Here is a 13,786-nt window from a genome sequence, read left to right on the forward strand (position 1 = left end):
CTGGGGGGTAACGATGAAGCGTCAGGAGGCCAGGATCATGCGCGCGCCCTTTTCGGCGATCATGATCGTGGGCGAATTGGTGTTCCCCGAGGTGATGCGCGGCATGATCGAGGCATCGATGACACGCAGGCCCTCGAGCCCGCAGACCCGCAGCTGGGGATCGACCACGGCCTGCGAATCGACGCCCATTTTACATGTGCCCACCGGATGGAAAATCGTGGTGCCGATATCGCCCGCCGCCGCCTCGAGGGCTTCTTGCCCCTGCGCCGCGGCGCCCGGCAGGTATTCGTCGGGGCTGTACCGGGCCAGCGCCGGCTGGGCCATGATGGTGCGCGTCAGGCGCAGGGCGTCGGCCGCCACCGCGCGATCATGCGGCGTGCCGAGATAGTTGCACAGGATTTCGGGTGGATCGGAGAAGTCGGGGCTGAGCGCGCGCACGTGCCCGCGGCTTTCGGGCTGCAGGTTGCAGACCGACGCCGTCATGGCCGGAAACCTGTGCAGGGGGTCGCCGAATTTGTCGAGCGACAGCGGCTGCACGTGGTATTCGAGATTGGGGCGGGCCTGGGCCGCATCCGAATAGGCGAATGCGCCCAGCTGCGACGGCGCCATGGACAGCGGCCCGCTGCGCCACAGCAGATACTGCAGGCCCATCCAGGCCTTGCCCCACCAGGCATTGGCCAGGGTATTGAGCGTGCGCGCCCCGCGCAAGCGGAAAATCATGCGCAGCTGCAGGTGGTCCTGCAAGTTTTCGCCCACGCCGGGGAGGTCGTGCACCACCGGGATGCCCAGGGCCTGCAGGTGCGCACCGGGCCCCACCCCCGAGACCTGCAGCAGCTGCGGCGAACCGATGGCGCCCGCCGCCAGGATGAGCTCGCGCCGTACCCGGGCCTGAAGGCGCTGGCCATCGTGGGTGAACTCGACCCCCGCGGCCCGCCGGCCCTCGAACAGGATGCGGCCCACCTGCGCATGCGTCATGACCTTGAGCTGGTCGCGCCCCATGATCGGGTGCAAGAAGGCCTTGGCGGCGTTCCAGCGCACCCCGCGCCGCTGGTTGACCTCGAAGTAGTTGCAGCCGAAGTTGTCGCCCCGGTTGAAGTCGTCGGTGCGCGGGATGCCCGCCTGCTCGGCCGCGGCACGAAAGGCATCGAGCACGTCCCAGTGCAGCCGTTGTTGCTCGACCCGCCAGGTGCCCGAGGCGCCGTGGAATTCGCCGGCCCCGGCATGATGGTCTTCGACCGCCGTAAACAGCGGCAGGACGTCGTTCCAGGCCCAGCCGTCGTTGCCCAGCGCCGCCCAGCCGTCGTAATCGGCCGCCTGGCCGCGCAGGTAGAGCATGCCGTTGATGGAAGACGAGCCCCCCAGCACGCGCCCGCGCGGATAGCCCAGCGAGCGCCCGTTCAGGCCCGGATCGGCCTGGGTGCGGTAGCACCAGTCGGTGCGCGGGTTGCCGATGCAATACAGGTAGCCCACCGGAATGTGGATCCAGCGCCAGTCGTCTGGCCCGCCGGCCTCGAGCAGCAGCACCCGGTGATTGCGCGACAGGCGGTTGGCCAGCAGGCAGCCAGCCGAGCCGGCGCCCACGATGACATAGTCGAAATCGAGCGCGCTGGCGCCGGACGTGGCCTCGGGCATGATCGGTCTCCCTTGGGCGCCGCGCGTCTGCACCCAGGCCCGGGGGCCAGGCCGAAGGCGCACGCACGGGCAGCCTTTCTGTTTTGTTGCAAGCCAGTCTACTACAGCCAGGGGCGCAGCACCGTCCCTGCCAACGCCGCCACGACCATCAGCACCCCCACCTGCATGTTCGAGCGAAACAGCCGCAGCCCGCGCTCGGGGTGGCGCACGTCGAAATACCCCGCCTGCCACACGAAATGCACGGCGATCACGCCCAGCACGACGTAGTAGGGCGCATCCATGCCCATGCCCCAGCCCGCCAGCGCCCACAATACGATGGTAAGCCCGTACATGGCGCTGATCCAGGGCTTGCCCTGATCGCCGAAGCGCATGGTGACGGATTTCAGGCCCAGGCGCAGGTCATCGCGCAGATCGATGTAGCCGTAGATCGCGTCATAGCCGATCTGCCACAGGATGGCGCCGACCCACATGGCCAGCGCCGGCCACGGCAAGGCCTCGCGCGTGTCGGTCCAGGCTATCAGCATGCCCCAGTTGAAGGCCGCCCCCAGCACGGCCTGCGGCCAGTACGTAAAGCGCTTGCACAGGGGATATAGGATGACCAGCGGCACCAGCAGCAGGGCCAGCCAGCGGCTGGGCGCGTTGATGGCGAACAGCAGCAGCGCGCACACCAGCAGCTGCGCCAGCACGAACCACAGCGCCGCGCGCAGGCTGATCTGCCCGCTGGTCAGCGGCCGAAACCGGGTGCGCTCGACCTGGTGGTCGAAATCGCGGTCGAAGATATCGTTGAAACAGCACCCCACGCAGCGCATCAGCAGCGCCCCGAGCGAAAACACGGCCACGCGCCACAGCGTGGGCCAGCCGTCGGCCGCCTGCACCAGCGCGGCCAGCGCCGGCAACAGCGTCAGCCAGGTGCCGACCGGCCGGTCGAGCCGGCACAGGCGGGCATACGGCCCCCATGCGGGCGGCAGCCAGCGCGCCACCCAGTCATCGGGGTGCATGTCGGAGAGATCGGGGCGCAGGCGCGCCGCGGACGATGCATCGACCATCCGGGCCGCCTGCCTAGAACGGGATGTCGTCATCCATGTCGGACAGGTCTGCGGCGGCGGCCGGCGCGGCCGGGCGGGCCTGCTGGGCCGGGCGCGGCGCGGCGGGCCGGCGGGCCGGCGCCTGGTCGAAGCCGTCGTCCGTATCGGCGCTGTCGCGCCCGCCCAGCATTTGCATCTGGTCGGCCACGATTTCGGTGCTGTAGCGATCGGCGCCGGTTTCCTTGTCTTGCCACTTGCGGGTGCGCAGGCGCCCCTCGATGTAGACGGCGCGGCCTTTGCGCAGGTATTCGCCGGCGATTTCGGCCAGCCGGTTGAACAGCACGACGCGGTGCCATTCGGTTTCTTCGCGCCGCTCGCCCGTGGACTTGTCTTTCCACTGGCTGGAGGTGGCCAGCGCCAGGTTGCAGATGGCGGCACCATCGGGGCTGTAGCGGACTTCGGGGTCGCGCCCGAGGTTGCCGACGAGTATGACTTTGTTGACTGAGGCCATGGTGGTTCCTGTGCGTGAAGGATGAAGCCCGATTATGCCCGTGGCGGTACGCCGGGCCCCATCAGGAAGGCATAAACGGACATTATCGCCCAGGCGGGTTTTCCGCTACAAGCGCACGTCTTTGAAGCCGCGCGCCGTGTACAGCCAGACCACGGCCAGCATGGCGCACACCCAGAACACCATGGACGGCCCGCTGGCACGCACCAGCATCCCCCCCGCCAGGCTGCCGGCGAACACCCCCAGCGACTGGGCCGTGTTGTAGAAGCCCAGCGCCAGCCCCTTGTAGCTGGGTGGCGCCACGTGCGAGACCAGCGACGGCTGCAGCGCCTCGAGGATGTTGAAGGCCACGAAAAAACCCACCAGCGCCGCCGCCACCGGCCAGAACCAGCCCGAGATCCAGGGCAGCACCCCCATCACCACGGCCAGCCCCAGCACCGCCCATTCGAGCGCGTATTTGTGCACCTTGCGCGTTTCGGTGTAGAAGACCGCCGGCACCATGAAGACGAACGACAGCAGGATGACCGGCAAGTAGACTTTCCAGAGGCTGGCCGAGTTGTAGTCGCCCAGCCGCCCCAGCAGGCCCGGGGTCACCATGAACAGCGCCATCAGGATGAAATGCAGGCAGAACACCCCGAAATTCAGGCGCAGCAGATCGCGGTGGGCCAGCACGTCGTGCGCGGAGGCCTGCACGATGTCGGCCTCGGAGCGCGGCACGGCGGGCACGAAAAACATGGCGATGAGCAGGCACACGAAGCCCAGCAGGCTGATCGCCCAGAACAGGCCGGACAGGCCGAAGGCCCCGACCAGCATGGGCGAGAGCACCAGCGACAAGGCGAACGAGATGCCGATCGACCCGCCCACCATGGCCATGGCGCGCGTGCGGACCTCGGGGCGGGTGGCATCCGCGATCCAGGCGGTGATCGCCGCCGATACCGCGCCCAGGCCCTGGATGATGCGCCCCACCGTGACCCAGTCGACGTCGTTGGTGAGCGCGCACAGGACGCCGCCCAGCACGAACAGCAGCATGCCGAAGACGATGACCGGCCGGCGCCCGTAGCGGTCGGACGCCATGCCCAGCGGGATCTGCATGATGGCCTGGGTCAGCCCGTAGGCCCCCAGCGCCAGCCCCACCCGCACCGGGTCGTGGCCGCCCACCAGCGTCTGGGCGGCCACCGCGAAGATGGGGGTGAGCAGGAACAGGCCCAGCATGCGCGTAGCAAACAGCAGCGCCAGCGAGATGCTGCTGCGCCGCTCGAGCGGAGTCAGCCGCAAGGCCGGAGAGGAGGAGGAAGAACGGGCCATGTGCGCACGCCATAGAACAGTGAGAGGCCCTTCGATTGTAAACAGGGCTGCGCGTTATAGTAGCAAGTTGCCCATCGAAACACTGGAACCCCCCCACCTGCATGGACGTCATCGGCATACGCGGTGCCCGCACCCACAACCTGAAGAACCTGTCGCTCGAGATCCCGCGCCGGCAGCTGGTGGTCATCACCGGCCTGTCGGGCTCGGGCAAGTCCTCGCTGGCCTTCGACACGCTGTATGCCGAAGGCCAGCGCCGCTACGTCGAAAGCCTGTCGGCCTACGCGCGCCAGTTTTTGCAGATGATGGACAAGCCGGACGTGGACGTGATCACCGGCCTGTCGCCGGCCATCGCCATCGAACAGAAAACCGCCGGCCACAATCCGCGCTCCACCGTGGGCACCGTCACCGAGATCCACGATTACCTGCGCCTGCTGTATGCGCGGGTGGGCACGCCCTATTGCCCCGAGCACGGCGTGCCCCTGCAGGCGCACAGCGTCAGCCAGATGATCGACCGCACGCTGGCCCTGCCCGAGGGCACGCGCATCGCGGTGCTGGCACCACTGGCCCAGGCCAGCCAGGCCGACCTGGGCGACGAATGCCGCCGCCTGCAGGCCCTGGGCTTCGTGCGGGTGCGCGTCAACGGCAGCCTGCATCTGCTCGATGGCAGCGTGCCCACCCCCGTGGCCGACGGGCCCTGGGATCTGGACGTGGTGGTCGACCGCCTGCGCGTGCGCCCCGACAGCCGCCAGCGCTTGGCCGACAGCCTCGAGACCGCGATCGAACTGGCCCGGGGCCGGGTGCGCGTGCTCGACATGGACACCCAGGCCGAGGCCGCCTACTCGGTGGACTATGCCTGCCCCCTGTGCGGTCACACCCAGGAACCGCTCGAGCCGCGCCTGTTCAGCTTCAACAACCCGGCAGGCGCCTGCCCCGAATGCAAGGGCCTGGGCCAGATCGAGGCCTTCGACGCCGAGCGCGTGGTCGCGCTGCCCGAGCTCAGCCTGGCCGGCGGCGCCATCTACGGCTGGGACCGCCGCAACGCGTTCAGCTACGCCACCATGCTCAGCCTGGCCCGACACTATGGCTTCGAGCTCGAAACCCCGTATCAGGACCTGGACCCAGCCGTGCGCCAGGCCATCCTGTACGGTTCGGGCGCCACGCCCATCGCTTTTCAGTATCTGGGCGAAGGCGGCCTGCCCGAGTTGCGCCAGCACCCCTTCGAGGGGGTGATCCCCAATCTAGAGCGGCGCTGGCGTGAAACCCATTCCAGCGCCGTGCGCGACGAACTCGCGCGCCTGCGCCGCAGCACGCCCTGCCCGGCCTGTCACGGCACCCGCCTGGGCAGCACGGCCCGGCACGTGCGCCTGGGCGAGCGCGCCATCTACGAGCTCGAAGCCCTGTCGCTGGCCGACTGCCGCACCTGGTTCGCCGACTGGCAGCCCGAGGGGCCGCGCCGCGACGTGGCGGCGCGCATCGTCCAGGAAATCCGGGCGCGGCTGGATTTCCTGAACGACGTGGGCCTGAACTACCTGACGCTCGAGCGCGGTACCGACACGCTCTCCGGCGGCGAATCCCAGCGCATCCGCCTGGCCAGCCAGATCGGCTCGGGGCTCACCGGGGTCATGTACGTGCTCGATGAACCCTCCATCGGGCTGCATCAGCGCGACAACCGGCGCCTGATCCACACGCTGCAGCAGCTGCGCGACCTGGGCAACAGCGTCATCGTGGTCGAGCACGACGAGGACATGATCCGCTCGGCCGACCACGTGATCGACATGGGCCCGGGCGCCGGCGAACTGGGCGGCCACCTGGTGGCCCAGGGCACCCCGGCGCAGGTGGCCGCCTGCGCGGCCTCGCTCACCGGCCAGTACCTGGCGGGCACGCGCCGCATCCCCGTGCCGGCGCGCCGCGCCATACCCGCGGGGCATGCGCGGCTGATCCTGCGCGGCTGCAGTGGGCACAACCTGAAGCAGATCGACTTCGAGCTCCCGGTCGGGCGCTTCGTCTGCGTCACCGGGGTCTCGGGTTCGGGCAAGTCCACCCTGGTCAACGACACCCTGGTGCCGGCCCTGGCGCGCGCACTGCAGCGCGCCCAGACCCAGCCCGAGCCGTTTACCGGAATCGAGGGCCTGGACCACTTCGACAAGGTCATCAGCATCGACCAGAATCCCATCGGGCGCACGCCGCGCAGCAACCCGGCCACCTATACCGGCCTGTTCACGCCCTTGCGCGAACTCTTCGCCGGGGTGCCCGAGGCCCGCCTGCGCGGCTACGACCCGGGCCGCTTCTCTTTCAACGTCAAGGGGGGCCGCTGCGAAGCCTGCCAGGGCGACGGCGTGGTGCGGGTCGAAATGCACTTCCTGCCCGACATGTACGTCCCCTGCGAGGTCTGCAACGGGCGCCGCTACAACCGGGAAACCCTGGACATCCGCTATCGCGGCCTGAACATCAGCCAGGTGCTGGATCTCACCGTGGCCCAGGCGCTGGCGCTCTTCTCGGCCGTCCCGGCCCTGGCGCGCAAGCTGCAGACCCTGGCCGACGTCGGCCTGTCCTACCTGCGCCTGGGGCAAAGCGCGACCACGCTCTCGGGGGGCGAAGCCCAGCGCATCAAGCTCGCCCAGGAGCTCTCGCGGCGCGGCACCGAACGCACCCTGTACGTGCTCGACGAGCCCACCACCGGCCTGCACTTCGAAGACGTCGCCGTGCTGTTGCGCGTGCTGCAGCGCCTGGTCGAGAGCGGCAGCACGGTGCTGGTCATCGAGCACAACCTGGACGTGATCAAGACGGCCGACTGGGTGGTCGACCTGGGCCCCGAAGGCGGCACCGGGGGCGGCGCCATCGTGGCAGCGGGCCCCCCCGAGGCCCTGGCCGCCTGCCCGGCCAGCCACACGGGGCACTGGCTGGCCCCGCTGCTGGAAGCCGCCGCGGCTCAGACCTGATCGTCCACGACCACCCGGTTGCGCCCGGCCCGCTTGGCCTGGTAGAGCGCCCGGTCGGCGCGGCGGATCAAGTCTTCGACCCCGACCAGATGGCCGCGCACCTGCTGGGCCACCCCAATGCTGATGGTCAGCCGGCCGGCCACCCCCAATGGATGGACGATCTGCAAATCTTCCATCCGGCGCCGCATGGTCTCGGCCAGCCCGCCGGCCGCGGCCGCATCCAGCCCGGGCAGGATGACGGCGAACTCTTCGCCGCCGTAGCGCGCGGCCAGATCGGCCGGACGCCGCAGCGACGCCTGCAGGACATCGGCCAGCCGGCACAGGATCTGGTCGCCCGCCTGATGGCCATAACGGTCGTTGTAGGCCTTGAAGTAGTCCACGTCCAGCATCAGCAGGCTGAGCGCGTCACCCGAGCGTTGGGCACGCGCCCATTCCTTGGCCAGCATCTGGTCGAAATGGCGTCGGTTGGCCAGCCCCGTGAGCGCGTCGGTGAGCGACAGCGCCTGCAGGCGCTCGTTGGCCTGCGTCAGCGCGGCGGTGCGCTCGGCCACCAGCTGTTCGAGCTCGCTTGCGTGCGCCTGCATGTGCTGCGCCATCTTGCCCAGCGCGCGCGACAGCGTGGCAATCTCGCGCACCGGGCTGTGGACCGGCTGCGTGCGGCCCTGCCGGTCGCGGGCCAACTGCTCGGCCCAGGCGCTCAGTTCGTGCAGGGGCCGCGAAAACCACCAGGCCACCCCCACGGCCACCAGGGTCCCCATCAGCCAGAACCCCAGCACCAGCAGGCCGATGCGCTGCAGAATGCGCTCGGACGACTCGGCATAGCGGCCTTCGGGCAGGGTCAGGGCCAGCTGCAGGCGCGGCCCGTTGGGCAGCTCGATCGAGCGCCAGTGCAGCAGCGTGCGCACGCCATTGACCGCCATCCACTGCTGGCCGGTCGACTCGCGGCTCTCGCGCATCCGTTCGGTGCCCTGGCGCAGATCGGCCAGGGGGCTGTGCCGGGCCTGGGTGTACAGAAGGCCGTCGCGCACCGGCTCGCCCATGGCCTCGGGCGCCGAGACGGCCAGCAGGGTGTCGTCGGGCTGGACCAGCCAGGCCAGGCCGCCCAGCGGCGCCATTTCCTGTTGCAGCAGCTGGCTGATCTGCGCCAGCGCCACATCGACCATCAGCACCCCGGCCGGCTGGCCCTGCGCATCACGCAGCTGCAGCGACATGCCGATCCCCCAATCATCGTACAGCGCACCGGCGTCGTACACCACGTACGGATCGGGCAGGTTCCAGTGCAGCCCGGCGGCCTCCTCGGCCTGCCGGTAGCGGGCGTGCGAACGCATGTCGAAATAATGGTCCGCCTGCGATTCGAGCCGCCCGCGCCGATTGGCGTCATCCACGCGCTGGATGCGCATCAGGCCATCCAGGCGCATGTCCGACTCGAGAATGCGCAGGCCGGGCGCATCGCCATCGAGCCTGCGGCTCGCCGCCCAGAACCGGCCATCTTCGCGCACGAAACCCAGCAAGGTCAGGCGCGGCTGGACGCGCAGCTGCAGCAGGAAGCTGTCGAGCATCGAGGCCGGGTCCTGCGCCTGGATCAGGCCGCCGCCCCACTGCCCCTGGTTGAAGGCCATGGTGTGGCTCGGGATGTTGAAGACGGCCGTCAGACGTTCGCGGACCAGGCTGCCCAGTTCGGCGATCTGCTGCTCTTCGAGCGCCTGCACGGCCCGGATCGAGGCGCCGTACACCCACCAGCCCGTCAGCCCGGCGATGATCGGCAAGGGGACCAGCACGGTCAGCAGCATGAACGTGCGCAGCGAAGTCAGGCCATCGCGCGGCGCCCGGCGCAGCCAGTGGCGCAGGACCTCGTCCTGCCGCCACCACAGCGCCAGCACGCCCAGCGCCAACAACAGGCCCGCCAGCCAGATCCAGCCCGCCCGCGCGGACGGATACGCAGCCCACGCACGGCCGGGCACCGCGCGCAGCCACCAGGCCTGGTCCGGCAGTTCGAGGCGCACCTGGCTGCGCCCGACGCCGGACAATTCGACCGGCCCGTGCAACAGGTGTTCTACCCCGCTGGCGTCTTCCTGGCGAATCTGCAGCTCGAACGGCAGCGCGTCGCCCGCGAGCCCCTGGCGCCGCAGCAGGCCCTGCCAGTCGAGCGACATCACCGTATGCCCCCGGTACTGTGGATTATCGGACCGGTCGTAGTAGGGGCTGCGCAGCAGCACGCCCGGGCGCCCGGTCTGCAGCAAGCGCGGCACCGGGTCGAGCACCGTGCCGCGGCGCGCCAACATGCGCTGGATCCCGCCCATGTACTCGGGATGGCGGTTGTAATCCAGGTCCATGACGTTTTCGTTGCCCTGGCGCGGCGTCACCCGGCGCAGGCTCAGGCCATCGATCCAGGACTGGCTGATCAGCTCGGGGCGCTGGCGGTGCAGTTCGGCCGTCCACAGATCGAAGGGCTCGATCTCATCGCCCGGGGCCTCGGACAGGGCCTCGGCCAGCCGCTCATTCATCTCGATCAGGCCCAGCAGATAGGTTTTCAGCCCGCGCACGCCCGTCTCGAGCTGAACCTGGACCTGCCGTTGGGCGTTCTCGGCATGGCGCGCCCGATCTTCGCGCTCGACCCCCCAGGTGACCACCAAGACGGCCAGCAGCAGGAAAAGGAAGGAAAGATTCTTTCTGATCATGTGCGGGCCGGCCCGGCGCTATCCCATCCGGTAGATCGCGTCGTGCTCGCGGATCGCGTAGCGGTCCGTCATGCCGGCGATGTAGTCGGCAATGGCACGCGCCTGCGCGACAGGATCGTCGCGCCGGTATTCGGGCGCCAGCAGCCGCGGCTCTTGCAGAAACGCGGTGAACAGCTCGCGCACGATGCGCCGGGCCTTGTTGGTCATGCGCACCACCCGCCAATGGCGGTATAGATTGTCGTGCAGGAAATGCTTGAGCTCGTTGGCCTGCCGGCGCACCCCATCCGAAAATGCCGCCAGCGGCGGCGCGGCCCGCACCGCGTCGACCGACCCGGGCGCCAGATCGGCCAGGCGCCCGGCCGTACAGCGGGTCAGGTCGAGCACCAGCGTGTTGATCATGGCACGGATGACTTCGTGTACCAGGCGGCGCGCCTCGATCTGCGGCCAGCGCTGCAGCACTTGCGCGTGATGCCGGGCAAAGAACTCGACCTGCAACAGCTGCGGCACGCTGATCAGGCCCGAACGCAGGCCGTCGTCTACGTCGTGATTGTTGTAGGCGATTTCATCGGCCAGGTTGGTCAGCTGCGCCTCGAGCGACGGCTGGGTGCCCTGCAGGAAGCGCTCGCCCACCGCGCCCAGCAGGCGCGCCTGACGCCGCGAGCAGTGCTTGAGAATCCCCTCGCGCGTCTCGAAGCACAGGTTCAGGCCGTCGAAGGCGGCGTAGCGCTCTCCGAGCGTGTCGACCACCCGCAGGCTCTGCAGGTTGTGCTCGAACCCCCCGGCCGCGGGGGCCAGTTCGCGCAGGCAGGCGTTGAGCTCGTCCTGCCCGGCATGGCCAAAAGGGGTATGGCCGAGGTCATGCGCCAGGGCGATGGCCTCGATCAGGTCTTCGTGCACGCCCAGATTGCGCGCGAGCGTGCGGGCGATCTGCGCGACCTCGAGGCTGTGGGTCAGGCGGGTGCGAAACAGGTCGCCCTCGTGGTTGAGAAACACCTGGGTTTTGTATTCGAGCCGCCGGAAGGCGGCGCAATGCACGATGCGGTCACGATCGCGCTGGTAGTCGTTGCGCCCTTCGGGCGACGGTTCGGCATATTGCCGCCCGCGTGTGGCACGCGGATCACAGGCGTAGGGAGCAAGTGAAGGCATGGCGGCCCTGGTCATCTTCCTGCAGGCAGGATATCACCCTATGCGCCTGGGTGTGGCGCCGCCATGCGTCGGTTACGGGTTTTCACCGCCCGGCGCGCCCCCGCCCTGCCCGGCCAGCTGCGCCAGCAGGGGAGCCACCGTGTCGTCATCCACCGCCTGCACCTGCGCCGCCCCCAGCCGCGGCAGCAGCACATAGTGGATGTGGCGCCCGCGGGTTTTCTTGTCGACCCGCATCAGTTCGAGCCAGCGCTGCACGCCCAGATCGGGCGCCTGTACCGGGCAGCCAATGGCCTGCACCAGCGCACGGATGCGCGCCACCGCGGCCGGATCCAGCCCGCACACCCGCGCCGAGAGTTCGGCGGCCAGCACCATGCCACAGCCCACCGCCTCGCCGTGCAGCCACTGCCCATAGCCCAGGCCGGCCTCGATGGCGTGGCCGAACGTATGGCCGAAATTCAGGTGCGCCCGCACCCCCGCCTCGCGCTCGTCCTGCGACACGACGGCCGCCTTGATCTCGCAGGAACGCCGGATGGCCTGCGCCACGAGCGTGGCATCGAGCGCGCGCAGCCCGGCCGCGTGGGCCTCGCACCAGTCGAAGAACGCCGCATCGGCGATCATGCCGTACTTGATCACCTCGGCCAGCCCGGCCGAGATCTCGCGCGCCGGCAGGGTCTGCAGCACGTCGGGGTCGATCACCACGGCCTGCGGCTGGTAGAAGGCGCCGATCATGTTCTTGCCGCGCGGGTGGTTGATCGCCGTCTTGCCCCCCACCGAAGAATCCACCTGGGCCAGCAAGGTGGTGGGCGCCTGTACGAAACGCACGCCGCGCTGGTAGCAGGCGGCCGCAAAACCGCCCAGGTCACCCACCACGCCACCGCCCAGGGCCACCAGCACCATCTTGCGATCGAGCCCCTGCGCCAGCAGCGCATCGAAGACCTGGTTCAGCGAAGCCCAGTCTTTGTGCGCCTCGCCATCGGGCAGGGCAATGGTCAGCAGCGGTTTGCCGGTGGCCGCCAGCAGGCTGCGCACCCGTTCACCGTACAGCGCATCGACCGTCACATTGGTGACCAGCGCAAGGCTCGTCGCATCTGCCGGAATGTGGTCGGCCAGCGTCTGCAGGCAACCACTGCCGATATGGATGGGATAATGCCCGCCGGGGGTCTGGACCCGGACGGACTGCACGTCGCTCATTTGCATATTGCCCTCGGTTGAAGAATCCAGGGACGCGGCTTGCCCGGGCCTTGCCCGGGCGCCGGACCGATCCGGGCCTGGCCGCCGCGGGGGTCAGCCATCGACCTGACCCAATTGCTCTACCAGCTTGCGCAGGATCTGGCTGACGGGCTGCGTGCCCGTCGCCACCGTGATGTGCGCGACCTCGGCGTACAAAGGCTCGCGCTGCTCGAGCAGCGCCATCATGCGCGCCTGTGGGTCTTCGGTCTGCAACAATGGCCGATTATGGTCGCGTGCCACACGCCGATGAAGCTCGTCGGCATCCGACTGCAGGTAGATGACGCAGGCGCGCGTACGCAGCATGTCGCGGTTTTCGGGCGCCAGCACGACCCCGCCCCCGGTCGCCAGTACCAGGTCGGGCTGGCGGGTGTATTCGTCGAGGATCGCGGTCTCGCGCTTGCGAAAGCCCGCTTCGCCCTCGATGTCGAAAATGGTGGCCACGCGCACCCCGCAGCGCGCCTCCATGGCGTGATCGAGATCCACGAACGGCCGCCCCAGGGCCGCCGCCAGTTGCCGGCCCAGCGTGGTTTTCCCGGCCCCCATCATGCCCACCAGGCAGATTGGCTGGTGGCCCACGGCCGCGTCGGGGTCGGGTGCAGCAGAATCGGGGGCGACAGGAACAGGCATGACAAGATGGGTCGGGTTACGCGGCAATAGGGATCCGGTGGCGGGAGAATGGCGCGCCTTTGGGCGTCGGGCCACAAGTCGAATCACGTAAAATAGCGTGTATTATCGCATCTGCATCGCATCCGCCCGCCCGGGGTCTGCCCTAACCTTGCCCCGGCTCTGAAATATCCACTTACATCCCTACTCGCCTGCTTGCACGCCCACCTTGGGCCAGCGCTTACAATCGCCCCTGATGACCACCTCGCGTAACAATTCCGCCAACAAGGCCGCCGGATCGTCCTGGCTGGCGCGGCTGATCGCCAAGACCTTCGCCGTCTTTGGCGGGCTGGCGCTGTGCGCGGCACTGCTGCTGGGCATGGCCCTGGCGCTGGCGTGGCCCAACCTGCCCGACCTCGGCGCAATGATCGACTACCGGCCGCGCGTGCCATTGCGCATCTATACGGCCGACAAGGTGCTGATTGGCGAATTCGGCGAAGAGCGCCGCAACGTCCTGCGCTTCAACGAAATCCCCGACGTCATGAAATCCGCGGTGCTGGCCGCCGAAGACGACCGCTTCTACCAGCACGCCGGGATCGACTGGCTCGGCGTGCTGCGGGCCGCCCTGGCCAACACCATGCACATGTCCAAGACCCAGGGGGCCAGCACCATCACCATGCAGGTGGCGCGCAACTTCTACCTGTCGTCCGAAAAAACCTA

General features: G+C 68.9%; 10 protein-coding genes. 2 read left to right on the forward strand and 8 right to left on the reverse strand.

Going from position 1 to position 13,786, the window contains the following annotated elements:
- Window positions 1-21: 21 nt before the first annotated feature.
- The 4 genes from WCZ84_RS09140 to WCZ84_RS09155 all read right to left on the reverse strand — a co-directional run bounded on the left by WCZ84_RS09140 (window position 22) and on the right by WCZ84_RS09155 (window position 4,470).
- Entirely contained in the window at window positions 22-1,632 is a 1,611-nt protein-coding gene (locus WCZ84_RS09140; protein WP_372685964.1) for a GMC family oxidoreductase, read from the reverse strand.
- Between the two features lie 101 nt (window positions 1,633-1,733).
- Window positions 1,734-2,678, reverse strand: coding sequence for a 4-hydroxybenzoate octaprenyltransferase (ubiA, locus tag WCZ84_RS09145; RefSeq protein WP_372685973.1), 945 nt, complete (start codon window positions 2,676-2,678; stop codon window positions 1,734-1,736).
- Window positions 2,679-2,691: 13 nt separating this feature from the next.
- Window positions 2,692-3,168: a single-stranded DNA-binding protein gene (ssb, locus tag WCZ84_RS09150; RefSeq protein WP_372685965.1), complete on the reverse strand. Its 477-nt coding sequence runs from the start codon at window positions 3,166-3,168 to the stop codon at window positions 2,692-2,694.
- Between the two features lie 105 nt (window positions 3,169-3,273).
- Entirely contained in the window at window positions 3,274-4,470 is a 1,197-nt protein-coding gene (locus WCZ84_RS09155) for an MFS transporter (RefSeq protein ID WP_372685966.1), read from the reverse strand.
- A 101-nt stretch (window positions 4,471-4,571) separates the two neighbouring features.
- Here WCZ84_RS09155 and uvrA point away from each other — a divergent pair, with 101 nt between their 5' ends.
- Window positions 4,572-7,409, forward strand: a complete 2,838-nt coding sequence (gene uvrA / locus WCZ84_RS09160) for an excinuclease ABC subunit UvrA (protein WP_372685967.1) — start codon at window positions 4,572-4,574, stop codon at window positions 7,407-7,409.
- On the opposite strand, the gene WCZ84_RS09165 is transcribed toward uvrA, so the two are convergent.
- From WCZ84_RS09165 to WCZ84_RS09180, 4 genes are all read right to left on the reverse strand, one after another.
- The gene (locus WCZ84_RS09165; protein ID WP_372685968.1) at window positions 7,400-10,087 is read right to left on the reverse strand and encodes a diguanylate cyclase; all 2,688 of its coding nucleotides are present in this window, start codon (window positions 10,085-10,087) and stop codon (window positions 7,400-7,402) included. The two genes, uvrA and WCZ84_RS09165, sit on opposite strands and share 10 nt — an antisense overlap.
- Before the next feature lie 18 nt (window positions 10,088-10,105).
- Entirely contained in the window at window positions 10,106-11,233 is a 1,128-nt protein-coding gene (locus WCZ84_RS09170) for a deoxyguanosinetriphosphate triphosphohydrolase (RefSeq protein WP_372685969.1), read from the reverse strand.
- A 72-nt stretch (window positions 11,234-11,305) separates the two neighbouring features.
- Entirely contained in the window at window positions 11,306-12,424 is a 1,119-nt protein-coding gene (gene aroB / locus WCZ84_RS09175) for a 3-dehydroquinate synthase (protein WP_372685970.1), read from the reverse strand.
- A 93-nt stretch (window positions 12,425-12,517) separates the two neighbouring features.
- Window positions 12,518-13,090, reverse strand: a complete 573-nt coding sequence (locus tag WCZ84_RS09180) for a shikimate kinase (protein ID WP_372685971.1) — start codon at window positions 13,088-13,090, stop codon at window positions 12,518-12,520.
- Window positions 13,091-13,322: 232 nt separating this feature from the next.
- On the opposite strand from WCZ84_RS09180, the gene WCZ84_RS09185 reads away from it, so the two are divergent.
- The coding region (locus WCZ84_RS09185; RefSeq protein ID WP_372685972.1) for a transglycosylase domain-containing protein at window positions 13,323-13,786 on the forward strand (464 nt) is incomplete at its 3' end.

This window comes from Castellaniella sp. (assembly GCF_041675725.1).
Lineage (GTDB): Bacteria > Pseudomonadota > Gammaproteobacteria > Burkholderiales > Burkholderiaceae_B > Castellaniella.